The organism is Pseudomonas sp. TTU2014-080ASC, assembly GCF_001446935.1.
Classification (GTDB): domain Bacteria; phylum Pseudomonadota; class Gammaproteobacteria; order Pseudomonadales; family Pseudomonadaceae; genus Aquipseudomonas.
In genome coordinates, this window is the sequence record NZ_LKKK01000016.1 from 17,013 (window position 1) to 40,315 (window position 23,303).

Annotated in this window: 26 protein-coding genes; 8 read left to right on the plus strand and 18 right to left on the minus strand. The window is 56.8% G+C overall.

The features are described 5' to 3' along the window. The 8 genes from AO726_RS19790 to AO726_RS19825 are packed head-to-tail and all read right to left on the minus strand — an operon-like array spanning nt 1 to nt 7,587. On the minus strand, nt 1-1,050 hold the full coding sequence (locus AO726_RS19790; protein ID WP_058069836.1) for an acyl-CoA dehydrogenase family protein: 1,050 nt from the start codon (nt 1,048-1,050) through the stop codon (nt 1-3). A 10-nt stretch (nt 1,051-1,060) separates the two neighbouring features. Beyond that, complete coding sequence (locus AO726_RS19795; protein ID WP_058069837.1) at nt 1,061-2,224, minus strand: acyl-CoA dehydrogenase family protein; 1,164 nt, start codon at nt 2,222-2,224, stop codon at nt 1,061-1,063. 8 nt (nt 2,225-2,232) lie between these two features. Beyond that, nucleotides 2,233-2,985 (minus strand): enoyl-CoA hydratase family protein, encoded by a 753-nt coding sequence (locus tag AO726_RS19800; protein WP_058069838.1) that lies wholly within the window; start codon nt 2,983-2,985, stop codon nt 2,233-2,235. Further along, nucleotides 2,982-4,091, minus strand: coding sequence for an NAD(P)H-dependent flavin oxidoreductase (locus tag AO726_RS19805; RefSeq protein WP_058069839.1), 1,110 nt, complete (start codon nt 4,089-4,091; stop codon nt 2,982-2,984). Before AO726_RS19805 ends, AO726_RS19800 begins: the two co-directional genes overlap by 4 nt. Further along, nucleotides 4,091-4,984, minus strand: a complete 894-nt coding sequence (locus AO726_RS19810) for an enoyl-CoA hydratase (protein WP_058069840.1) — start codon at nt 4,982-4,984, stop codon at nt 4,091-4,093. The genes AO726_RS19805 and AO726_RS19810 overlap by 1 nt, the downstream gene beginning before the upstream one ends. 13 nt (nt 4,985-4,997) lie before the next feature. Continuing rightward, nucleotides 4,998-5,795, minus strand: coding sequence for a CoA-transferase subunit beta (locus tag AO726_RS19815; protein WP_058069841.1), 798 nt, complete (start codon nt 5,793-5,795; stop codon nt 4,998-5,000). Between the two features lie 10 nt (nt 5,796-5,805). Then, nucleotides 5,806-6,684 (minus strand): CoA transferase subunit A, encoded by an 879-nt coding sequence (locus AO726_RS19820; protein WP_058069842.1) that lies wholly within the window; start codon nt 6,682-6,684, stop codon nt 5,806-5,808. 12 nt (nt 6,685-6,696) lie between these two features. Then, nucleotides 6,697-7,587 carry a VOC family protein gene (locus AO726_RS19825; RefSeq protein WP_058069843.1) on the minus strand — a complete coding sequence of 297 codons (891 nt, stop codon included), beginning with the start codon at nt 7,585-7,587 and terminating at the stop codon, nt 6,697-6,699. Between the two features lie 195 nt (nt 7,588-7,782). On the opposite strand from AO726_RS19825, the gene AO726_RS19830 reads away from it, so the two are divergent. After that, nucleotides 7,783-8,943: an acyl-CoA dehydrogenase family protein gene (locus AO726_RS19830; RefSeq protein WP_058069844.1), complete on the plus strand. Its 1,161-nt coding sequence runs from the start codon at nt 7,783-7,785 to the stop codon at nt 8,941-8,943. After that, nucleotides 8,940-10,133, plus strand: a complete 1,194-nt coding sequence (locus AO726_RS19835; protein WP_058069845.1) for an acyl-CoA dehydrogenase family protein — start codon at nt 8,940-8,942, stop codon at nt 10,131-10,133. The genes AO726_RS19830 and AO726_RS19835 overlap by 4 nt, the downstream gene beginning before the upstream one ends. Before the next feature lie 62 nt (nt 10,134-10,195). Here AO726_RS19835 and hisC read toward each other — a convergent pair whose 3' ends face one another. The 10 genes from hisC to AO726_RS19885 form a co-directional block, all read right to left on the minus strand. Next, entirely contained in the window at nt 10,196-11,248 is a 1,053-nt protein-coding gene (hisC, locus tag AO726_RS19840; protein ID WP_058069846.1) for a histidinol-phosphate transaminase, read from the minus strand. Between the two features lie 63 nt (nt 11,249-11,311). Beyond that, nucleotides 11,312-12,622, minus strand: a complete 1,311-nt coding sequence (gene hisD, locus AO726_RS19845) for a histidinol dehydrogenase (protein WP_058069847.1) — start codon at nt 12,620-12,622, stop codon at nt 11,312-11,314. A gap of 122 nt (nt 12,623-12,744) precedes the next feature. Further along, complete coding sequence (gene hisG, locus AO726_RS19850; protein ID WP_058069848.1) at nt 12,745-13,380, minus strand: ATP phosphoribosyltransferase; 636 nt, start codon at nt 13,378-13,380, stop codon at nt 12,745-12,747. A gap of 4 nt (nt 13,381-13,384) precedes the next feature. Then, a complete protein-coding gene (murA, locus tag AO726_RS19855) occupies nt 13,385-14,650 on the minus strand; it encodes a UDP-N-acetylglucosamine 1-carboxyvinyltransferase (protein ID WP_058069849.1) in 1,266 nt (421 codons plus the stop codon). Nucleotides 14,651-14,662: 12 nt separating this feature from the next. Continuing rightward, nucleotides 14,663-14,902, minus strand: a complete 240-nt coding sequence (locus tag AO726_RS19860) for a BolA family protein (RefSeq protein ID WP_058069850.1) — start codon at nt 14,900-14,902, stop codon at nt 14,663-14,665. Between the two features lie 125 nt (nt 14,903-15,027). Continuing rightward, the gene (locus AO726_RS19865; RefSeq protein ID WP_058069851.1) at nt 15,028-15,336 is read right to left on the minus strand and encodes an STAS domain-containing protein; all 309 of its coding nucleotides are present in this window, start codon (nt 15,334-15,336) and stop codon (nt 15,028-15,030) included. Beyond that, on the minus strand, nt 15,333-15,965 hold the full coding sequence (locus AO726_RS19870) for an MlaC/ttg2D family ABC transporter substrate-binding protein (protein ID WP_058069989.1): 633 nt from the start codon (nt 15,963-15,965) through the stop codon (nt 15,333-15,335). Before AO726_RS19870 ends, AO726_RS19865 begins: the two co-directional genes overlap by 4 nt. Before the next feature lie 10 nt (nt 15,966-15,975). Further along, nucleotides 15,976-16,449 carry an outer membrane lipid asymmetry maintenance protein MlaD gene (gene mlaD / locus AO726_RS19875; protein ID WP_058069852.1) on the minus strand — a complete coding sequence of 158 codons (474 nt, stop codon included), beginning with the start codon at nt 16,447-16,449 and terminating at the stop codon, nt 15,976-15,978. Continuing rightward, complete coding sequence (mlaE, locus tag AO726_RS19880; RefSeq protein WP_058069853.1) at nt 16,449-17,246, minus strand: lipid asymmetry maintenance ABC transporter permease subunit MlaE; 798 nt, start codon at nt 17,244-17,246, stop codon at nt 16,449-16,451. The genes mlaD and mlaE overlap by 1 nt, the downstream gene beginning before the upstream one ends. Beyond that, the gene (locus AO726_RS19885; RefSeq protein ID WP_058069854.1) at nt 17,246-18,055 is read right to left on the minus strand and encodes an ATP-binding cassette domain-containing protein; all 810 of its coding nucleotides are present in this window, start codon (nt 18,053-18,055) and stop codon (nt 17,246-17,248) included. Before AO726_RS19885 ends, mlaE begins: the two co-directional genes overlap by 1 nt. 241 nt (nt 18,056-18,296) lie before the next feature. On the opposite strand from AO726_RS19885, the gene AO726_RS19890 reads away from it, so the two are divergent. From AO726_RS19890 to AO726_RS19915, 6 genes are all read left to right on the plus strand, one after another. Further along, nucleotides 18,297-19,271 carry a KpsF/GutQ family sugar-phosphate isomerase gene (locus AO726_RS19890; RefSeq protein WP_058069855.1) on the plus strand — a complete coding sequence of 325 codons (975 nt, stop codon included), beginning with the start codon at nt 18,297-18,299 and terminating at the stop codon, nt 19,269-19,271. After that, nucleotides 19,271-19,795 carry a KdsC family phosphatase gene (locus tag AO726_RS19895; protein WP_058069856.1) on the plus strand — a complete coding sequence of 175 codons (525 nt, stop codon included), beginning with the start codon at nt 19,271-19,273 and terminating at the stop codon, nt 19,793-19,795. The genes AO726_RS19890 and AO726_RS19895 overlap by 1 nt, the downstream gene beginning before the upstream one ends. Nucleotides 19,796-19,802: 7 nt before the next feature. Beyond that, the gene (gene lptC, locus AO726_RS19900) at nt 19,803-20,369 is read left to right on the plus strand and encodes an LPS export ABC transporter periplasmic protein LptC (RefSeq protein ID WP_058069857.1); all 567 of its coding nucleotides are present in this window, start codon (nt 19,803-19,805) and stop codon (nt 20,367-20,369) included. Then, nucleotides 20,356-20,898: a lipopolysaccharide transport periplasmic protein LptA gene (gene lptA, locus AO726_RS19905; protein ID WP_058069858.1), complete on the plus strand. Its 543-nt coding sequence runs from the start codon at nt 20,356-20,358 to the stop codon at nt 20,896-20,898. The genes lptC and lptA overlap by 14 nt, the downstream gene beginning before the upstream one ends. A 2-nt stretch (nt 20,899-20,900) precedes the next feature. Then, complete coding sequence (lptB, locus tag AO726_RS19910; protein ID WP_058069859.1) at nt 20,901-21,626, plus strand: LPS export ABC transporter ATP-binding protein; 726 nt, start codon at nt 20,901-20,903, stop codon at nt 21,624-21,626. A gap of 139 nt (nt 21,627-21,765) precedes the next feature. Next, a complete protein-coding gene (locus AO726_RS19915; protein WP_058069860.1) occupies nt 21,766-23,280 on the plus strand; it encodes an RNA polymerase factor sigma-54 in 1,515 nt (504 codons plus the stop codon). Nucleotides 23,281-23,303: the final 23 nt, after the last annotated feature.

Here is a 23,303-nt window from a genome sequence, read left to right on the forward strand (position 1 = left end):
TTACTCCCCGAACGTAAGGCCAGGGCCGACTTCAGCAGTCAGCACATGGTGGGCAATGCGGTTTTTGTGCAGCCCACGGTCACCCCAGGCACTGTCCAGTGACCAAGCGCGCTTCATGAACATTTGCAGGTCGACTTCCCAGGTGTAGCCCATGGCACCGTGTACTTGAATACCGTGGCGGGCGGCCAGCCACGCGGCTTCGCAGCAGGCCAGCTTGGCATGGGAGACACGCACATCGACCTGCGACTCACCGTGAGCTAACGCATAGGCCGCGCGGTACAGAACGGGCTTGGCGAACTCAATTTTGGTGGCGACATCAGCCAGGTGGTGTTTGACCGCCTGGAAACTGCCAATCGGCTTGCCGAACTGTTTACGCTGGGCCACGTAATCCACCGACAAATCCAACATGCGTTGAGCCAGCCCCAACAGTTGTCCGGCTGTACTCAAGGCACCACGGTTCATGGTCAGCGCCTGCAAAGCACGCCCCTGCTCGCCGCTGGCCAGAAGCGTTTGTGCAGACGGTTGCCACTGCACTTCATAGAGACGACGCGAGGCGTCAATGCTCGGATTAACCACGGATTCCACCTGACTGTTACTGAGCCCGTGGATCTCATCCCCATGGTTTAACAGCAACAGATCAGCGTTCTTGGCATCAGCGACCAGTGGGTTAACCGAATGCCCCACAGCAACGCGGATGCTGCCTTCGGCGATCTGCCCCAACCATTGATCACGTTGCTCCGAAGCAGGCATTGCACTGAGCAGGCCCGCTGCGACGTAGGCCATATCCGCCATGGAGTCGGGAATCGCGTAGTAACCCAACTCCTGTGTCATCAAAGCCCAGGCCACATCATCCATGCCCAAGCCACCGCACGCTTCTGGTACAGACAGCGCGGTCAGGCCCTGCTCGGCAATTTTGGCGCGCAGGTCTGGCGAGCGCCCGGCATCGGTTTCCCAGATTTCACGGAGCATTTCCGGGGCGGCTTCGGTCATCAGGAAGCGGCTGATCGCTTCACGGAAAGCCAGTTGGTCTTCAGTAAATGTGAAGTTCATCGCCCGCCCCTTACTTCGGCAGACCGAGCATGCGCTCGGCAATGATGTTGCGCTGGATCTCGTTGGTACCAGCGTAAATCGGCCCGGCCTGAGCAAACAGGAAAGCCTCCAGCCAGCCCTGGTCATCCCCCAGCAACGGCGCTTCGTTACGCAGCTCCGCACGTGGGCCAAGGATGCGCATGGCGGTTTCCTGGATCAGCAGATCCAGCTCGGACCAGACAATTTTGTTGGTTGAAGCTTCCGCCCCAATTTTCTCGCCCGCATTGAGGCGGCCCACGGTGTTGTAAGCGCCCAAGGCATAGGCCTCGGCATCCATCCAGCACTTGAGCACGGCTTCACGGATCGCCGGATCGCGGTCCGCCGAGTCCTGATGCTTGCGGTAGAGTTTGACCAGCTCACGTACCGGTGCCTGAAAGCGAGCCGGAGAACGCAGCAGCAGACCACGCTCAAACCCTGCGGTGGCCATTGCCACGTGCCAGCCCTGCCCCTCATCGCCAATACGATTGGCCACCGGAACGCGCACGTCATCGAAGAAAATTTCGGCAAACGCGTCTTTACCGTTGAGTGCCTTGAACGGGCGGATAGACACACCCGGCGTATCCAGCGGCACCATCAGGTAGCTCAGACCATGGTGGCGGCTGGAAGCCGGATCACTACGGAACAAACCGAAAGCCATGTCAGCAAAGCTGGCGCGGGTCGACCAGGTTTTCTGGCCGTTGAGCACATAGTGGTCACCATCGCGGATGGCTTTGGAGCTGATCGCGGCCATGTCCGAGCCTGCGTTAGGCTCCGACCAGGCCTGCGCCCACATGATCTCGCTGGACGCGGTGCGTGGCAGGAAGTCACGGCGCTGTTGCTCTGTGCCGAACTCCATCAGGGTCGGCCCCAGCAGCAGCTGGCCGTTCTGGTTCACGCGCATGGGCGCGCCTGCACCGTAATACTCTTCCTCGAAGATCAACCACTCGATCAGGCCACAGCCACGGCCGCCCAAATGCTCTGGCCACATGACCATCGACAGGCGAGCATCAAACAGCTTGCGCTCCCAGGCGCGGTGCTGCTCAAAACCTTCACGGGTGTCGTAACTGGCCAACGCAGTGGCCGGTACGTTCTCAGCCAACCAGGCGCGGACTTCTTCGCGGAAGGCTTGTTGTGTTGCGCTATAGGTCAGTTGCATGCTCGGCCTCAGAAGCTCACGTCACGTTTTTCGACAAAGGCACGGCGCGTCTCAGACGAATCCGGACTGGTATAGGCTTGCAGCGTAAAGCCCTGCTCCCAGCGGTATTTGTCTTCCAGGTTGCCGTCTTCGATACCGTTGAGTGCCTCTTTGGCAATGCGGATCATCTCCGGGCTCTTCGCGGCAATCTTGCGGGCAATTTCCAGAGCAGCCTCAGGCAGTTCTTCTTTGCTCACGATGCGTTCGATAAAGCCGTACTGAGCCGCCTCACGGGCACCAATTTTCTCGCCGGTAAAGAACAGGTAGCGCACCTTTTGCACCGGGAACAGGCGTTGCAGATGCGCACCACCGCCCATTGCGCCACGGTCAACCTCAGGCAGGGCAAAGGTGGCGCATTCAGAGGCCAGCACAATGTCCGCTGCACCGGTAATGCCAATGCCGCCACCAAGCACAAAACCATGCACCGCTACGATGACCGGAACCGGGCAACGGTGAACGGCTTTGAAGGTTTCATAGTTGCCCCGGTTAACCAGAACAATGCGCTCAGGGTGTTGATCCAACTCTTTGATATCGACACCGGCGCAAAAACCACGGCCTTCAGCACGAATGATGATGACGCGGGTTTCAGGGTTGTTACCCAATTCGTTGATGGTGGCCGCAAGCCCCATCCACTCCTGACTGTCCAGTGCGTTGACCGGCGCTTTGGCGATCACCAGCTCCGCAATACCGTCCTGCAGACGGGTAGTAAAAGCGCTGCTCATACGGCTCTCCTGCTCTGCTCAGCCTCTGGCTGGCCCTGTTTATTGTTTTGATAAAGCGCGTTGAGACAGGCTTCAGCCTGCTCGACAATCTCTTGAATAATCTGCTCGCAACTGGCGAGTTCATTGATGGCGGCAGCCACCTGCCCAGACGGCAAAATGCCCTCATCCGGCAGGCCGTCCTGCATGGACTTCTGCAGCAGTACCGGTTGGTTGGAGGCCATCAGCGTCTGCGAGAGCGCTTCTGGCTCCTCTTTGAGTACCTTGAACAGGATGCTCAGCATGTGCGCGCTGGACATGCCGGTTTGTTGCTTCCAGCTCCAGGCACTGCGCATGGCGATCAGCAAACGGCCAAGGCCGCTGGCTTTTTCCAAACGGTTGATGAAGGCGTTTTCAATCATGCGGTGACGCATGCCATCCACCGCCAAGGTGACGCGTACCTGCTGCGGGTCGTTCACTTTCAGGTAGCGCTCAAGCGTGGCAAGTGGCGTCGGTGACTCCTTGCTCATCAGAAAGCGCGTGCCCATGGCAACCCCAGCCGCACCAGCAGCCAGTGCCGAAGCCAGCCCCCGCCCTGTGCTGTAACCACCGGCAGCAATAACCGGCACTTGCACCGCATCCAGCACCTGTGGCAACAGGATGGAACTGGGCACGCCACCGGTGTGACCACCGCCCTCGCCGCCCTGAATGGTGATCATGTCGGCGCCCATCTGCACGGCCTTGACCGCATGCTTGACCGCACCCACCGTCGGGATACACAACACACCGGCATCTTTGAAGCGTTGTACGGTTTTCGAGTCCGGCCCACGACCGTAGCTAACGGCTTTAAGGCCGTAGTCGATGGCCATGTCTACGCAATCCGCAGCGTTCTCCTGAAACATATGAAAGTTCAGGCCAAAATTACGGCTGCCCGTGGCGGCAATAATTTTTTCGATCTCACTGCGCGTCTGCGCGGTGTTGAGCGTGGCAGCAGCCAGAAAGCCAAAGCCACCGGCACGGGTTGTACCGATCACCAGATTGGCATCGGCCACCCAGCCCATCGCCGTTTGCACCACCGGGTGACGGCAGCCCAAACGACGTGTCAGTTCGGTTTCCAGCCATGCACTCATCAGGCTTCTCCCGCTGATTTTTTGTTGGCAGCGGCCATCGCCTTGGCGTCATAGCCGCCCAGTTTGTCCCCAGACAACAACTCGTTATGAGTGTGAGCAAAGTGATGCCAGGCAAACACCGCATCCATGGCGGTACGCTTACCGGCAAGATCCTCAACGTGGTTGATCGCTTGTTTGGTCAGCGCCAGGCCCATGCGCGGTTGCAAGGCAACCTTGGCCGCCAGCGCGTAGGTCGCGACTTCCAGCTCAGCACGTGGAACCACGCGGTTGACCATTCCAACCTCATAAGCGCGGGTGGCCGACATGCGATCCCCGGTCATCAGGAACTCTTTGGCAATGCGTGGATTCATCTCGTAGGGATGAGCGAAGTACTCCACGCCGGGAATGCCCATGCGCACGACCGGGTCCTGGAAGAATGCATCATCACTGGCCACAATCAGGTCACACACCCACGCCAGCATCAGGCCGCCAGCAATACAGGCACCCTGTACCATGGCGATGGTCGGCTTGGGCATCTCGCGCCAGCGACGGCACATGCCCAGATAGACTTCCTGCTCACGTACATAGAGGAACTCGCCACCGGGCTTGTTGGTGTGATCCCAGAGCAGATGAGCGCGTTCGAACTCTTTGTTGATGTCGCGCCCCGGCGTGCCGATGTCGTGCCCCGCAGAGAAATGCTTACCTTCTCCGCGCAGCACGATGACTTTCACGTCATCGTCGCTGATAGCGCGCTTAAACGCGGCATCCAGGGCATAGGTCATCTGCGAGTTTTGCGCGTTATTGAACCCTGGCCGACTGAAGCTGACAGTGGCAATGCCTTCCGACACGCTGTATTGCACCGGGTTTTCGGTCTCGTAGACGCTATTGTCTTCACGCTTGATAAATTCGCTCATATCGTTCTCCCCATCAGGCCTGACGAATGCCCGGTGGATTGCCCTTCAACTGCTTGCTTCGCAGGTCATGGGGATCAAGGCGGCGAATCACAGCTAACTGCTCTTCAGTCGGATGCGGTGTCTCGCCCATTCCCGGCGCTTTAAGCAATTCGAATCCGGTGTTCTCCTGAACCTGCTCGAAGCTCACACCTGGATGCAGCGACAGCACCTGAGCGGCGTTGTTCGGGCCGTTGAAATCCATGACGCACAGGTCAGTGAGCACGATGCCAACCGACATCAGCGAAGCATCCATGCCCTTTTCCCAACGCTCGGGGTTGAAGCCGACGCCAGAAACCATGTCGACTTCATGCACCAGCGAACGCTTGCTGTGGCTCGGCATAAAGAACGAGTTTTTATGGTTGATGCTGTTACCCGGCAGACCACGCACACCCAGCATGGCAATCTTCGGCTGGTAGTAATCATCGCCAACCACTGACAAGTTGCTCTGGGCAAAACGGTCGATCTGAGTAGGGCCGATCATGGCGTGGCGACGGCCACCCCACACACACTCAAAGACACGCTCAAAGCCCATATAACCGGAGTACTTCGGCACGTAGTCGCCACGCGGGCCGACCGGAATCGGCTCCTCGACCAGGAAGCATTCACTGTCGGTCATCAACAGCTCAGGGCTGTGAGTCATCTTGGCTAAGCCTGCACCCAAGCGCGGCAGGATTCCCAGACCGGAGGCCAGCACTTCACCATTGCCCCGCCAGGCTTCGCTGGCGGCAACAATCATCAGTTCTGCTAGAGAAAAGTCTTTGGCAACACTCATGGTTTTCTCCTCAGAACACCGGTTGGGCAAGGGTGGAGAGACGGTCACTGCCGCCATTTTTGGCCTGATACTCGGACTCACTGCAGAGGACGAACTCCTCCATATAGGCAGCCCAGCCGTTCTCGGCCTCAGCAGACTCGCTGTAGCGCTTCATATGGCTGAGATCCCAGCCGTAGTCAGGGGCGCAGGTAGTCGGGTGCGCACCAAACGGCGCATGCACAACCCCCGTTACCAGATAGCGTTCAAACAGGTTGAAACGCGCCTGTTCAGCCGTCAGCTCAAAGCGCTCGCTGATACGCTCGCACGACACCACACACTGCTTTGAGGCGCGGGCCATCAAGTGGTCGAAATAAGCGTCATTGCCGGTAATCAGGGTATTACCCAGACGGTCAGCCTCGTTGACGTGCAGGAAGCTGATATCCAGATTCAGCGCAGGCATCGCCAGTAGCACTTCACCATCCTCATACGGCGATGTGATGGTTTTGATCTCCGGGTTGAGACGGGTGACATCCGTCGCCAAACCGCAGCGGGTTGGCAAAAACGGCAGACGCATACCCGCTGCGCGCAGGCCCCACTGATACATGCCCTCATCCAGCTCCATCAGCTCCTTTATTTGCCCGGCCTGACGGCATTTGCGGAACCACGGCTCCAGAGGGATCGCATCCATCGTGGCAAAGCCGAAAATCAGTTTGCGAACCTTGCCAGCGGCACACAGCATGCCCATTTCCGGGCCACCGTAGCCGACCACGGTCAGGTCTTTGACATCACTGCGCAATATCTCGCGCACCACAGCCATAGGCTTGCGCCGTGGGCCCCAGCCACCGAAACCGACGGTCATTCCGTCTTTGAGCAACGCTACGGCGTCTTGGGTTGTCATCTGCTTGTTCATGGCAATTCCTTACTACTGGCGGCCGACAGAGAAGTCGTGGCCCCAAATGCTGACGCGGGTAAATTCAAAAGCGCTGTGCTGATCCCAATCCACTTGCAGGCCTCCATAGCCGTACTCCAGATCAAAGCCGGAAGGCGTCTTCATATAGAAGGAGGTCATGCGGTCGTTCAGGTGCTCACCCAACGTGGCCGACAGCGGCACATCGTGAGCAATGCGGCGATCATGGGCCCGACCGACTTCGGTCATGTCATCCACCTCAACCATCACGTGGATACAGCCGCTTGGAACCGGGTACTCACCCAGCGCCAGGCTGTGGTGACGGGCATTGGCACAGTGCAGAAAATAGATGCGCGTGACCGGCGCATCGGGAGCCGGACGGAAGTTGAAAATGTCTGAGATCTGGAAGCCCAACACATCCCGCGCAAAAGCCACAGTCGCATCGAAGTTCGGCGCAGGCAGTACGGTATGCCCCAGCCCCATGTCGCCGGTGATAAAGCGCGGCACGCCCTGCGGTGAGATAAAGGGCAAGCAGTCGGAGCGATGTCCCCAGCTCAGCTCATGACGATTACCGGATGGGTCGATCACGCTGACCATGGCTTGCACGCCACGCTGATCAATCTCCTCAGGGGTACCTGTCTGGTACTCAATCCCTTTTTCTTTGAAGACGTCGATGGCATGCAGGAATGCCGCTTCGCTGGCCAACTCCCACCCTGAAGCCAGGTAGCGCTTCTCACTGCCTTCGACAATCAGCATGCGGAACGGGCGCTCGTCCATTTTCACGTACAGACCGCCACCCGGCGCAGGGCTGACCTGCATACCCAGCACGTCCTCGGCATAACGCTGCCAGGCGTCTAGGTTTTCAATTTGTGCGACGAAATAGCTCAACCCATGGATCTTGATCATGGCTCTGCTCCTTTTAATGGTCGTCTCATGACTGAGTGCCATTGTGCGAAGCCCATCTGGTGCCATCATCGTCCGTTGAGACTAAAGCCCCCCTGCCCTGCCTAAGCCATTGAATAGTCCTTTTTGAGGATTCGCCGGTCACAGCCCCCACTCAGACTTAGCCCCCGTATGTGTCGGCCTTTGGGGAACCTGCTGATGGATTTCGCGTTCAACGACGAACAACTGATGATTCAAGAAAGCGCTGCCAACTTCCTGGCCAAGGCCTCGGACTCGGCAGCCGTACGGGCAGCCATGAGCAGCGAACAGGGTTATGACGCCTTGCTGTGGCAACAGATTGCTCAGGAGTTGTATTGGCCTGCTCTGATCATTCCGGAACAGTACGGTGGGCTCGGTCTGGGATTTGTCGAGCAAGCAATACTGCTTGAACAAATGGGCCGCAGGCTGCTCTGTTCACCATTCTTGGCCAGCGCCTGCCTGGCGACACCAGCCTTACTGCTGGGTAGTAACGAAGCCCTGCGCGAACAATGGCTGCCGGAACTGGCGAGCGGTAATCTCATCGCCACACTGGCGTTCGCCCATAGGCGCAACGAGTGGCGTCAAAGCACTCAACCACACGCGTCACAGACCGATGGCGGCTGGTTACTTAATGGCCAGTTTGAATCGGTCCTGGAGGGTGACAAGGCTGGGCTTTTGATTGTTTGCACCCAACAGGCCAACGGTGAACTGGCGCTGTTTGCAATCAACAGTGACCAGCACGGTGTCGAACGTGTAGCGCTGCCAACCCTGGACCAGACCCGACGCCTGGCGAAGATCACCCTGAATCAAGTCAGCGTGACCTCTGAACAGTGCCTCAACCCTGCAAGCAACGGTGCCGAGCTGCTGGATAAAGTGTTGCAAATCGGTGCCATTGCGCTCGCCTGCGAGCAAGTGGGCGGTGCCCAGCAAGCTTTGGACCTGACGCTGGCCTATGTCGCTGAACGCCGCCAGTTCAATCGCCCAATCGCCAGCTTCCAGGCCATCAAGCACCGCTGCGCCGACCTCATGCTAGCCATCGAGAACGCCCGCTCCGCCTCTTACTACGCAGCCTGTGTTGCCCAAGAAGCGCTCAGTGCAGAAGGCGATCTGCAACTGGCCGCAGAACTGGCATTCGCCGCCCCGACGGCCAAAAGCGAAGCCAGCGAAGCCTTTATGCAGTGCACGGCGGAGTCCATCCAACTGCATGGCGGTGTTGGCTTCACCTGGGAATACGACCCACACCTTTATTTCAAACGCGCCCGAGCCAGCGAGCAGTTGCTGGGAACCCCCGCCTGGCACCGCGAGCGTCTGGCCACCCTGATTCTGGAGTCCCGCCCATGAAAATAGGATTCAGCCCTGAGGATGAAGCGTTCCGCCAGGAGATCGCACAATGGCTTGCTGATCACCTGCGCGGTGAGTTCGCCCAACTACGCTTTCGCGGCGGGCCGGGTGACGAGCATATGTTTCCCGAAGAACGTAAAGCCTGGGAGCGTGAACTGGCCAAAGGCGGCTGGATTGGCATCGGCTGGCCCAAAGAATGTGGCGGGCGCGGTCTGTCGATCAGCCAACAGGTGATCTTCAATGAAGAGTACGCCCGCGCAGGCGGCCCTGGGCGCATGGGCCATATTGGCGAAGGCCTGATCGGCCCAACCCTGGTCGCGATGGGAACGAAGGAACAGCAGCAACGTTTCCTGCCCGGCATTCTGCAAGGTGAAGAGTTCTGGTGTCAGGGTTATTCCGAACCCAGTGCTGGCTCTGACTTGGCGGGTGTCAAAACCCGTGCACAACTGGATGAGAGTGGGGAAAACTGGCTGATCAATGGCCAGAAAGTCTGGACCTCATTGGCCCACGAGTCGCAGTGGTGCTTTGTTTTAGCACGCACCACACCGGGCAGTGTCGGTCACCAAGGGCTTAGTTTCCTGCTGGTGCCCATGGACCAACCGGGCATTGAAGTACAACCGATCCAGCAACTCACCGGAACCAGCGAGTTCAACGAAGTCTTCTTTGCAGATGCCCGCACCCCAGCCGACCACATCATCGGCCAGCCCGGTGACGGCTGGAAAGTGGCCATGGCGTTGCTTGGGTTTGAACGTGGGGTTTCCACCTTGGGCCAGCAAATGCAGTTCAAGAACGAACTGGATGAGATCATCCGCATCGCCAAAGACAACGGCAGTGCGCAGGATCCACTGATTCGTCAGCGTCTGGCGCAAGCCTGGGCTGGGCTCAAAGTGCTGCGCTATAACTCCCTGCGTATGCTTTCTGGCAGTCAGGACGGCAGTCTGCGTCGGGAAGCTATGATCTACAAATTGGCTTGGTCGAATTGGCACCGGGATCTGGGCAAGCTGGCCATGGATATCCTTGGCCCAGAGGCGGAAGTGCTTGAGGGCGGGCCTTACGAGCTGTCACGCTTACAGTCGCTGTTCCTGTTTACCCGCTCAGACACCATCTACGGCGGCAGTAACGAAATCCAGCGCAACATCATCGCTGAGCGAGCACTGGGTATGCCGCGCGAACCTAAGCTGCAACTGTAAGCCCATACAACGGGCAAGAAAAAACCGCTGCCGTTATCCGGCAGCGGTTTTTTTATACCGCATCAAAGGCCTTTCAACGCATCCAGCAATGCCTGATTCTGCTCCGGCGTGCCGATGGTGATCCGCAGGAATTGAGCAATACGAGCCTGCTTGAAATGGCGCACAATCACACCCTGCTCACGTAAACCCGCCTGAAGCCCTGCCGCATCCTTTTGTGGATGACGAGCGAACACAAAGTTCGCGGCTGATGGCAGCACTTCAAAACCCAGCTCTTCCAGCCCTGTTACCACAACAGCTCGGCTTTCGATCACCTTTTTGCAGGTTTCATCGAAATACGCCCGATCTTCGAAAGCAGCCGCGGCTCCTGCAATGGCCATACGATCCAGCGGATAGGAGTTGAAGCTGTTCTTAACCCGCTCCAGCGCCTCGATCAAATCCGGGTGCCCCACGGCCAGCCCGACACGCAGACCTGCCAGCGAACGGGACTTGGACAATGTCTGGCACACCAGCAGGTTCGGGTACTTATCCACCAATCCAATGGCAGTCTCACCACCGAAATCAATGTACGCCTCATCTACCAGTACCACCGTGTCCGGGTTGCCCTTGAGCAGTTGCTCAATCGCATCCAGAGCCAGAGCACGGCCAGTTGGCGCATTCGGGTTAGGGAAGATAATGCCGCCATTGGGGCGCTGGTAATCAGCCACGTTGATCTGGAACTGCTCGTCCAAGGCAATGGCTTCGAAGTCGATGCCATACAGGCCGCAATACACCGGATAAAAGCTGTAGGTCACATCCGGGAACAGCAGCGGCTTGCCGTGCTGAAACAGCGCATGAAACGCATGGGCCAGCACCTCATCGGAACCATTGCCGACAAACACCTGGCCGGTTTTCACGCCGTAATAATCTGCCACGGCCTGTTTCAGCCGGTCGCTGTTCGGGTCCGGGTACAGACGCAGATTTTCGTTCAACTCAGCCTGCATGGCAGCAATCGCCTTTGGCGACGGCCCATACGGGTTTTCATTGGTGTTGAGTTTGACCAACTTGGTCATTTTCGGTTGTTCACCCGGCACATACGGCACCAGGTCCTTAACGAAGGGGCTCCAGAATTTGCTCATCTGCCCTTCACTCCTCAGAAACTTGGGGATTAGCGGGCGACGTAAACGCCGCCCAACTGACAATTAGCCTTTAATGCGGTACTCAGCGCTGCGGGCGTGGGCAGTCAGCGACTCACCACGGGCCAGCACGCTCGCCACTTTACCCAGCTCAGATGCACCGTCTGCCGAGCACTGAATGATCGACGAACGCTTCTGGAAGTCATACACCCCCAGCGGCGAGGAATAACGGGCAGTACCGGAAGTCGGCAACACGTGGTTCGGCCCGGCACAGTAATCGCCCAACGCTTCGGCGGTGTAACGACCCATAAAGATGGCGCCCGCGTGACGGATCAGCGGCAGCAGCTCCTGCGGGTTCTCCACCGACAACTCCAAGTGCTCCGGTGCAATACGGTTGGCCACTTCCACAGCCTGAGCCATGTCGGCAACTTGGATCAGCGCGCCACGACCTTCCATAGAGGTACGGGCAATTGCCTCACGCTCCAGAGTCGGCAGCAGCTTGGTGATGCTGGCGGCAACGCGGTCAAGGAACTCGGCATCCGGGCTGACCAGAATCGCCTGGGCGTCTTCGTCGTGCTCTGCCTGGGAGAACAGGTCCATAGCAATCCAGTCCGGATCGGTCTTGCCATCGCAGACCACAAGAATCTCGGACGGGCCGGCAATCATGTCGATCCCGACCTTACCGAAAACGTGACGCTTGGCCGTCGCCACATAGATGTTGCCTGGGCCGACAATTTTGTCCACAGGCGGGACGCTCTCAGTGCCATAAGCCAACGCAGCAACCGCTTGGGCACCACCCACGGTGAACACACGGTCAACACCGGCGATGCAGGCAGCAGCCAGCACGATCTCGTTGATCTCACCGCGAGGGGTTGGCACCACCATCACCACTTCCTGAACGCCAGCAACCTTGGCTGGAATGGCATTCATCAGCACAGAGGACGGGTAAGTTGCCTTGCCACCCGGCACGTACAGACCGGCACGATCAAGCGGCGTCACTTTCTGCCCCAGCACAGTGCCGTCGGCTTCGGTGTAAGTCCAAGAGTCCTGTTTCTGGTGTTCGTGGTATTCACGCACGCGTTTGGCCGCAATTTCCAGGGCTTCACGCTGCTCCGGGCTGATGCGGGTCAGCGCCAGCTCCAGACGCTCACGGGGCAGGATCAAATCGGCCATAGAGCTGGCGTTTAAACCATCAAATTTGTTGGTGAACTCGACAAGTGCAGCATCGCCACGCTGGCGGACAGCCTGGATAATTTCCAGAACGCGATGGTTGACCGCATCGTCCGACACACTTTCCCAGCTCAGCAGATGATCCAGATGCTGGGCAAAGTCCTGGTCTGCGGCATTGAGTCGACGGATTGCAAGTGAAGCGGTCATAGCGGGCCTCATTGTTGGCTAATACTCGGACGTCGATAGGCTATCAAGCCCACCGCATGGACGCCCGAGATATTTGGCTATGACACGGATAGGCAAACGCGGCGTTTTGCCGCGTAATGGGATCAGATAGGGTGTCGTGCCTCGACCGCTTCACGCAGCGTGTCGATGAGTGCCTGAATGCGGGCGTGCTGAATCTTCATCGACGCTTTGTTCACGATCAGACGAGAGCTGATGGTAGCAATCAGCTCCTGAGCCTCCAGGCCGTTGGCACGCAGCGTGTTGCCGGTGTCGACAACGTCAATGATCTTGTCAGCAAGCCCTACCAGTGGCGCCAGCTCCATCGAACCATACAGTTTGATGATATCGACCTGACGGCCCTGTTCGGCATAGTAACGCTTGGCCACGTTGACGAACTTAGTGGCTACGCGCAAACGCCCCTTGGGCTCCGGCGCACCGACAGCACCCGCCGTCATTAGCTTACAGCGGGCAATACGAAGGTCCAGTGGCTCGTACAAGCCCTGACCACCGTACTCCATCAGCACATCCTTGCCCGCCACGCCGAGATCGGCAGCCCCGTGTTCAACGTAAGTCGGCACATCCGTGGCACGCACAATCAGCAAACGAACATCGTCCAGTGTTGTGGGGATGATCAGTTTGCGGCTTTTTTCCGGATTCTCGGTCGGCTCAATCCCTGCAGCTGCGAGCAGCGGCAGGGTGTCATCAAGAATACGGCCTTTGGAAAGGGCAATAGTCAGCATGGTCTTAACCCGGTACCCGACGAATCTTGGCGCCCAGCAACTGCAGCTTCTCTTCGATGCACTCGTAACCACGGTCAATGTGGTAGATGCGATCGATGAGCGTGTCGCCCTCAGCAACCAAAGCAGAAATCACCAAGCTGGCAGATGCACGCAGGTCAGTCGCCATCACAGGCGCGCCTTTGAGCTTCGGCACACCGGTGACAATCGCGGTATTACCTTCAACCTGGATTTGAGCCCCCATACGTAGCATTTCGTGAACGTGCATAAAGCGGTTTTCGAATACGGTCTCGATGACCGTACCGGTACCTTCAGCGACTGCGTTCAGGGCAATGAACTGAGCCTGCATATCGGTTGGGAATGCTGGGTACGGCGCAGTGCGCAGGTTCACAGCCTTCGGGCGTTTGCCCTTCATGTCCAGCTCAATCCAGTCTTCACCGCAGGTAATTTCAGCACCCGCTTCCTGCAGTTTGGACAATACGGCCTCAAGAGAGGTCGGATCGGTGTCTTTAACCTTCACACGGCCGCCAGTGACCGCAGCAGCCACCAAGTAGGTGCCTGTTTCGATACGGTCAGGCATCACGCTGTAGGTCGCACCGGTCAGACGCTCAACACCCTCGATGGTGATAGTGTCGGTACCGGCACCGGAGATTTTCGCGCCCATTGCGATCAGGCAGTTAGCCAGATCAACCACCTCAGGCTCGCGGGCAGCGTTTTCCAGTACAGTCCGACCTTTAGCCAGAGTGGCCGCCATCATGATGTTTTCGGTACCCGTCACACTGACGGTATCGAAGAAGAAATGTGCACCGCGCAGGCCGCCTTCAGGGGCCTTGGCCTTGATATAACCGCCTTCAACATCGATCACAGCCCCCATGGCTTCGAGGCCACGGATGTGCAAATCAACTGGACGAGAACCAATGGCACAGCCACCTGGCAGGGCGACTTCGGCCTGACCAAAACGGGCAACCATCGGGCCAAGAACCAGAATAGAGGCGCGCATGGTCTTAACCAGCTCATAAGGCGCCACCAAGGTTTTGATCGCACGGGCGTCGACTTCAACGCTGAGTTTTTCGTCAATAACCGGCTCAACACCCATACGACCGAACAATTCGATCATAGTGGTGATGTCATGCAGGTGCGGCAGGTTGCAAATAGTCACCGGCTCGTCGCCGAGCAGCGTTGCAGCCAGAATCGGCAAGGCAGAGTTCTTGGCGCCGGAAATACGGATTTCGCCGTCAAGACGAACACCGCCGGTAATAATCAGTTTATCCATGAGTCTCTCGATTTAGGAGCGCGCGGCCCAATCGGCACGGCTGAAGAATTTCATGCTCACTGCGTGAATGCTGCCATCAGCGATCCAGGCATTCAGATGGGCATAAACCTGCTGCTGACGTTTTACCGGGCTCAGGGCAGCCAAGTCATCGCTGATCAGGTTCAACTGGAAGTTGCAGCCTTCTCCTTCGACTTCAACCTGAGTATTCGGCAGTTTAGCCTCAAGGAGACTCTTTACTTCTAGGGCCTGCATGCTCAACCTCGATCAGAACAGATTTAAACGACAACAGAGCCGAGGCTCGCAAAGCGCGACATCATACAAAAAAGCCCCTTGCCTGCGAACCCCGCATCTTGCACCAACTGGCAGTTATGCCTGCCTCAGGCCTGCAGGGGCAGTACGTCAGACAAACCACTGACACCTGCAATTTCCTGCATGTCCTTAGGCATTCCGCGTACCACCAACTGTTTGCCTGCGGTTTTTGCGTCCCGGGTAAAAGCCAGTAATAACGACAAACCGACACTGCTGGACTTGGTGACCGCAGAGCAGTCCACCACAAATGCAGCTGCCGAGCTGGACTTAATCAGGCCTGCACCCTGCTTACGCAGAGCCGGACCAGTGAGATAATCCAGTACACCGCTAAGCTCGATTACGCCTGAAGTCGTCTCGCGGATAGCAGCCTGGCTCACGACTGGCCCGCCCCTTGGCGCGCCTTGGCCACGGTATCCACCCAGTTTTCAATGACCACATCCAGCTTATTACCGTTGGATTGCATGGCCTGAGCGAACTGATCACGGAACAGTTTGCCAATGTTGATTCCATTGATAATCACGTTACGCATCTTCCAGGTGCCGTTCTGGCTGACCATGGTGTAAGACAGCGGATAGACCACGCCATTGCTGTCTTTGATCTCCATGTTCACCGCAGTGCGCTGCGGATCCTGCTGGCCTGCGGCAGGCAAAACGCGGATATCCTGATTGTCATACTCAAGCAAGGCGTTGCCATAGAACTGCATCAGGCTGCGCTTAAAATTGTCCTGAAAACGTTGCATCTGCTCAGGAGAAGCCTGACGCGAATAGCGCACAGTCATGACCCCACGGGAGATACCATCAACGTCTACTACCGGACCGAGAATGCGATCCAGCGCAGCGTAAAACGCCGCAGGGTCGGTGCGATACAACTCTTTATTGGCCTTCAGATCAGCCAGGAGTGTGTCAGTAGTTTGCTGAACAACCTCAGTGGCAGTCGGAGCCGCCAGCACAGAGACGGAAAACACAGCCAGGCACACAAGCAGACTGTTACGCAGCATCTTGATCATTTTCATACCCTTATTTGCCACTCTGGTCCTTGTTGACCGAGTTAAGCAGGAACTTACCAATCAAATCTTCCAGCACTAGTGACGACTGGGTGTCCGAAATATGACCACCCTCAGTCAGCACCTCTTCATCCCCACCGACACTGATACCAATGTACTTTTCGCCCAATAGGCCAGCAGTAAGAATCGAGGCTGTTGAGTCCACCGGCAGGTTATCGACAGCCTGATCCAGCTGCATCGTCACTCGCCCAGTGTAGCTGTCACGATCCAGGTCGATTGCAGTCACTTTACCAATGGTCACCCCCGCCATCGTCACCTTGGAGCGGACAGTCAGGCCTGCGATGTTGTCGAAGTACGCATACACCTTATAGGTATTGTCTGCACTGCCGACTGTCAGGCCACTGACCCTCAGGGCAAGCAGCAACAAAGCCAGCAAGCCAGCCAGCAAGAACAAGCCGACACCTACTTCCAGCGCGCGGTTTTGCATTAGAAATCTCCAAACATCAAAGCTGTCAGAATAAAGTCGAGCCCAAGTACGGCAAGCGAGGCATAGACCACTGTTTTAGTGGTGGCACGACTAATCCCTTCCGAGGTTGGCTCGCAATCGTACCCCTGATACACAGCAATCCAAGTCACGACAAAGGCAAAGACAATGCTTTTAGTCACACCATTGAGCACGTCTTCACGAAATGAAACACTGGCCTGCATGTTGGCCCAGTAAGACCCCTCATAGACGCCCAGCCAGTCCACCGCGACCATGGCGCCCCCCCAAATACCTACCACGCAGAAGATCACGGCCAGCAGTGGCATCGAGATAAATCCGGCCCATAGGCGCGGTGCCACGATGTATTTCAGCGGATCAACACCAATCATCGAGAGGCTGGATAGCTGTTCAGTGGATTTCATATTGCCTATTTCGGCCGTCAGAGCAGACCCAGCACGCCCAGCGAACAGCAAAGCGGTAACAACTGGCCCAAGCTCACGCAACAGCGTCAGTGCCACCATCTGTCCGACCGCCTGCTCAGAGCCGTAGCTGGAGAGGATGTTAAACCCCTGCAAAGCCAGCACCATCCCAATGAACACACCTGAGACGACAATAATAGGTAATGACAGCACACCGACTGAGTGCAGCTGCTTCACCAGCAGCTGAAAACCATTACCAGCCTGGCTACGCCCAACCAGAGCATGCAGTAGAAAGAGCCCTGAGCGCCCCAGGGACATCACCACATCAATTCCGGCACGGCCGAACAGGCGCACCCGTTCAAGCACGGAAACATTGCGCATCAGCTCCCCCCCAGAAGATCGGCAGCGTAATCGGGTGCCGAGAAATGAAACGGCACCGGCCCATCAGGCAGGCCCTGCATGAATTGTCGAATCCGTGGGTTATCAGAATTCATCAGCTCGTCCGGAGTTCCCTGGCCCAGCACCTGGGTGTTGCCGACTACATAGATGTAATCCGCGATACTCGCAGTTTCGGCCAGATCATGGGAGACCACGATACTGGTGATACCGAGTGCATCATTGAGAAGACGGATCAGGCGTACCAAAACACCCATTGCTATTGGGTCTTGCCCCACAAAGGGTTCGTCATACATCAGAATCTGCGGATCGAGCGCAATAGCACGCGCCAGAGCCACTCGGCGTTTCATCCCGCCTGACAACTCATCCGGGCGCAAATCGATCGCACCACGCAGCCCTACGGCCTGCAGCTTCATCAGTACGATGTCGCGGATCATCTCTTCAGGGAGCTTGGTATGAACCCGCAACGGGAAGGCGACATTCTCGAACACATCAAGATCGGTAAACAGCGCACCGCTCTGGAACAGCACGCCCATCTGCTTACGCACATCAAACAGCTCGCTTCGCGAAAGACTTGGGAGATTGACGCCATTAACCCAAACCTCGCCCTGGCTGGGCATCAGCTCAGCAGCGATCAGGCGTAGCAAAGTGGTCTTACCGCAACCAGAGGGCCCCATAATGCCCACAACCTTGCCGCGCGGAATATTGATGTCGATGTTCTTAAAAATATCCCGTTCACCGCGCTTGAAACTCAGTTGTTTCAGTTCGACTACATACGGGGTCTCGGCGCTCATTTGGACTCCTTGTTCAAGCTTGTCGTCAATGACGCGCATTGAGGATAAAAGGACACGCCACGTTCAGCGCGACCCAAAACGACTGCAAACTATACCACCGAGGCCGGATCACCAACCAATTGAACTTGCTGCATAGGTAATGAATCAATTGTGCACTGCTGTAACAGAGATGCGGAAATGCTGGGCAGTTGAGACATTCCCGTTATAATCCTGAGTTTAGTCTGCACGTTTCAGAGATACGATGAACCAGTCAACCGACCTGATCCAGTCCGCGCAACGCACCATCCGCCTTGAAATCGAGGCCATTCAGGATCTGTTGCAACGTATCAATGCTGATTTCGTTCGTGCCTGCCAGCTGCTTCTTAACTGCAAAGGCCGCGTGGTCGTGGTTGGCATGGGCAAATCCGGCCACATCGGCAACAAGATTGCCGCGACACTGGCCAGCACCGGCACACCGTCATTCTTCGTACACCCAGCTGAAGCCAGTCACGGCGATATGGGCATGATCACCCGCGAAGACGTTGTCTTAGCCCTGTCTAACTCGGGCAGCACAGCTGAAATCGTGACACTACTGCCGCTGATCAAGCGCTTGGGCATTACCCTGATCAGCATGACCGGCAACCCCGACTCACCACTGGCCCAAGCTGCCGAAGTCAACCTTGATGCCCGCGTCGCGCAGGAGGCCTGCCCACTGAATCTGGCCCCCACCTCCTCCACCACTGTGTCTCTGGTACTGGGCGACGCCTTGGCCATTGCCCTGCTTGAAGCACGTGGCTTTACTGCTGAAGACTTCGCCTTCTCCCATCCGGGCGGAGCCTTGGGTCGCCGTTTGCTGCTCAAAGTCGAGAATGTCATGCACCACGGCGATGATCTGCCCAACGTCAAACGTGGCACCTCACTGCGCGATGCCCTGCTCGAAATGACCCACAAAGGTCTGGGGATGACGGTTGTGACCGAATCAGACGGCACATTGGCCGGAATTTTCACTGACGGCGACCTGCGCCGGACCTTGGACCGCAATGTAGACGTGCGCCTGGCGACTATCGACGAGGTCATGACCGTCGGCGGCAAGACCGCCCGCCCGGAAATGCTCGCAGCTGAAGCCCTGAAAATCATGGAAGAGAACAAAATCAGTTCTCTGGTCGTGATCAACCCGAACAATCAGCCAATTGGCGCCTTCAACCTTGGCGATCTGCTGCGCGCAGGAGTTATGTAATGAATCACGACCTTCTGCAGCGCGGAAAAAACATCAAGCTCGCCGTGTTTGATGTCGATGGCGTACTGACTGATGGAAAGCTTTATTTCCTGGTGGATGGCAGTGAGTTCAAAACCTTTAACACCCTGGACGGCCACGGCATCAAGATGCTAATCAACTCAGGTGTGCGCACCGCCATCATCACTGGCCGTACTACTCCGGTCGTTGAGCGACGCGCGAAGAACCTAGGCATTCAGCACCTCTATCAAGGCCGTGAAGATAAGCTGGTGGTACTGGATGAACTACTGAGTGAACTCGGATTAGACTACGACCAGGTCGCCTACCTGGGCGATGACCTGCCAGACCTGCCAGTAATCCGCCGCGTAGGCCTCGGCATGGCAGTTGCCAATGCAGACGGATTTGTCCGCCAGCATGCACATGGCACCACCCAAGCCCGTGGCGGAGAAGGTGCAGCCCGGGAGTTCTGCGAATTGATTATGAAAGCCCAAGGAACATTGGAAGCGGCACAGTCCGCTTATCTATAGGTCTTCCATGCAAAACAAAGCCGTAAACTACGCCATATTGGTAATTGCTGTGCTGCTGGTGGGCGCGTTTGGCTACTGGAAAAGCCCCGGCAAGAACACCGACCCGGCCGTGGCAGGTACTGCTGAGCAAACCATTGATTTTTATGCCACCAATACCTACACCATTGAATTTCAGGAAGATGGCACGCTCAACTATGAGCTGACGGCAGATAAAGTTGAGCACATCAAGGCCACCGACATCACCTTGGTAAGCAACCCATACATGGAGCTTTACCAAGGTAAGGAACTGCCTTGGAAGATCCGCAGCCTACGCAGTGAAGTGTCACCTGGCGGCAAGGAAATCGAGCTGATCGACAATGTTCACGTCGAACGCATCGACGCTAAAAATCGCCCAACCACCCTCACCACCACGAGGCTGACTGTCTTCCCCGAGAAGGAATTTGCGCAGACTGCGCAAGCCGTTAAAATCGACACAGCCAACGGGGTGACAACGGCTGTTGGAATGAAAGCGTACTTGAATGACGGCCGGATGCTCCTGCTGTCCAATGTAAGAGGTCAGCATGAGGCTCGTTAACACCCTCCCCATTCTTTTCAGCCTCAGTGCCGCTCTGACTTGCATGACGGCACTGGCTCTTCCGACGGATCGCGATCAAGAGATCCGCGTCCAGGCTAACAGCGCAGAACTGGATGACAAAAAAGGCGTTGCCGTATATCGCGGGGATGTAATCATTACCCAAGGTTCCATGAAGGTAACTGGCGACACCGTAACTGCGACCCAGAATGCCCAGGGTGAATTCGACGTATTCACCTCCGTAGGCCGCCCAGCGTATTTCGAACAGAAGCCAGCGGCTGATAAAGAGGTCGTCAAGGCTTACGGGCTGACTATTCAGTATTTCATGTCTAACGACAGGGTCATTTTGATTGACCAAGCTAAAGTAATTCAGGAAGGCAACACCTTCGAAGGCGAGAAAATCGTTTACGACACCCAACGTCAGATTGTTAACGCTGGCCGTGCCACTGGTACCAACGTCAGTTCGCCACGCCCACGGATCGACATGATCATCCAGCCGAAAAAAAATAAATCCGGACAGCAGGGCCAGTAATAATGGCGACTTTGAAAGCCCAACACCTAGCTAAAAGCTACAAAGGTCGCCAGGTAGTACGCGATGTCAGCCTGAATATCGACAGTGGCCAGATCGTTGGCCTGCTGGGCCCTAACGGTGCGGGCAAGACAACCTGCTTCTACATGATTGTCGGCTTGGTTCAAGCGGATCAGGGTCGCGTTATGATTGACGATCTGGACGTCAGCTTTGAGCCGATGCACGGCCGAGCCCGTGCGGGTATTGGCTATCTACCGCAGGAAGCCTCCATTTTCCGCAAGCTGACGGTGTCCGATAACATCATGGCCATTCTGGAAACCCGCAAGGACCTGAATGCAGCCGGTCGTAGGGATGCACTGGAAGCTCTGCTACAGGAGTTCCACATTACCCATATCCGCGACAACCTGGGCATGAGCCTCTCAGGCGGTGAACGTCGCCGAGTGGAAATCGCCCGTGCCTTGGCCACCAACCCGAAATTTATCCTCCTGGACGAACCTTTTGCAGGTGTTGACCCGATTTCGGTTGGTGACATCAAACAGATCATCCACCACCTCAAATCCAAGGGCATCGGTGTTCTGATCACTGATCACAACGTGCGTGAAACTTTGGACATCTGCGAAACCGCGTACATCGTCAGCGACGGTCAGCTGATCGCCGAAGGCGACGCCGAAGCCATTCTGGCCAACCAGACTGTTAAAGAAGTCTATCTGGGCCACGAGTTCCGCCTCTGACACCGGCCTTTTACTGACCAGCCCCTTCCAGTGCTGGTCAAACGCCTTATAATCGGGCATATAATTTGCTTCCATAGTGGCACCGCTAAGGTGCTCTTCAATATGGATAGCACACAGACGCCGGTAAATAAGGTCTGCAATGAAACCATCGCTAGTCCTGAAGATGGGCCAGCAGCTGACGATGACGCCGCAGCTGCAGCAAGCCATCCGCCTCTTACAACTGTCTACCCTTGACCTCCAGCAGGAGATTCAAGAGGCCCTGGAATCCAATCCGATGCTCGAGCGCCAGGAAGATGGCGACGACTTCGATACCTCGGATCCCATGGCCGATGGTGCAGAAAGCGCATCCCCCAATGAGCAGCAGGAAGCAGCCCACCAAGAATCCAGTTATCAAGAGCCATCCCAGAGCATTGATAACCTGGAGGATGGGGAGTGGAATGAACGCATCCCCAACGAATTACCCGTCGACACTGCCTGGGAAGACATTTACCAAACCAGCGCCAGCAGCCTGCCAAGTAGCGCAAGCGACGATGATGAGTGGGACTTCACCACCCGCACCTCCTCAGGAGAGAGCCTGCAAAGTCACCTGCTTTGGCAGCTTAACCTAGCCCCGATGTCCGACACCGATCGCCTGATTGCCGTCACTCTGATTGACTGCATCAACGATCAGGGCTACCTCGAGGAATCCCTCGAAGAGGTGCTGGAATCCTTCGACCCAGAGCTGGATATTGAGCTGGACGAGATCGAAGCCGTTCTGCATCGCATCCAGCAGTTTGAGCCTGCCGGTATCGGTGCCCGAGACCTGAGCGAATGCCTGCTGCTGCAACTGCGCCAGCTGCCGGCCAAAACAGCTTGGCTGGAAGAAGCTAAGCGACTGGTCACTGACTATCTCGACCTGCTCGGAAGCCGTGACTACAACCAGCTGATGCGACGCATGAAGCTCAAAGAAGATGAGCTACGCTTGGTGATCGAGCTGATACAAAGCCTGAACCCGCGCCCTGGCTCACAGATTGAATCGAGCGAGCCGGAATACATTGTCCCGGACGTGATCGTGCGCAAGCACAACGAGCGCTGGCTGGTAGAACTGAACCAAGACGCCATGCCGCGCCTGCGCGTCAACCCGCAATACGCTGGTTTTGTTAAACGCGCCGACTCCAGTGCTGACAACACCTTCATGCGCAACCAGCTGCAGGAAGCACGTTGGTTCATTAAGAGCCTACAAAGCCGCAATGAAACATTGATGAAGGTGGCCACGCAGATTGTCGAACACCAGCGAGGTTTCCTCGACTATGGCGACGAGGCTATGAAACCACTGGTTCTGCATGACATTGCAGAGGCCGTCGGTATGCACGAATCGACCATCTCCCGGGTCACGACCCAGAAATACATGCACACCCCGCGCGGTATCTACGAGCTGAAGTACTTCTTCTCCAGCCATGTCAGCACATCCGAGGGTGGCGAATGCTCGTCTACCGCCATTCGGGCGATCATCAAGAAGCTAGTGGCAGCCGAGAACGCTAAGAAGCCATTGAGTGACAGCAAGATCGCTGGTCTACTGGAGGAGCAAGGAATTCAGGTAGCACGCCGGACGGTTGCCAAGTACCGCGAATCGCTTGGCATCGCACCCTCCAGCGAACGCAAGCGGCTGGTTTGATTCACACTCCGTGGGGATGATGC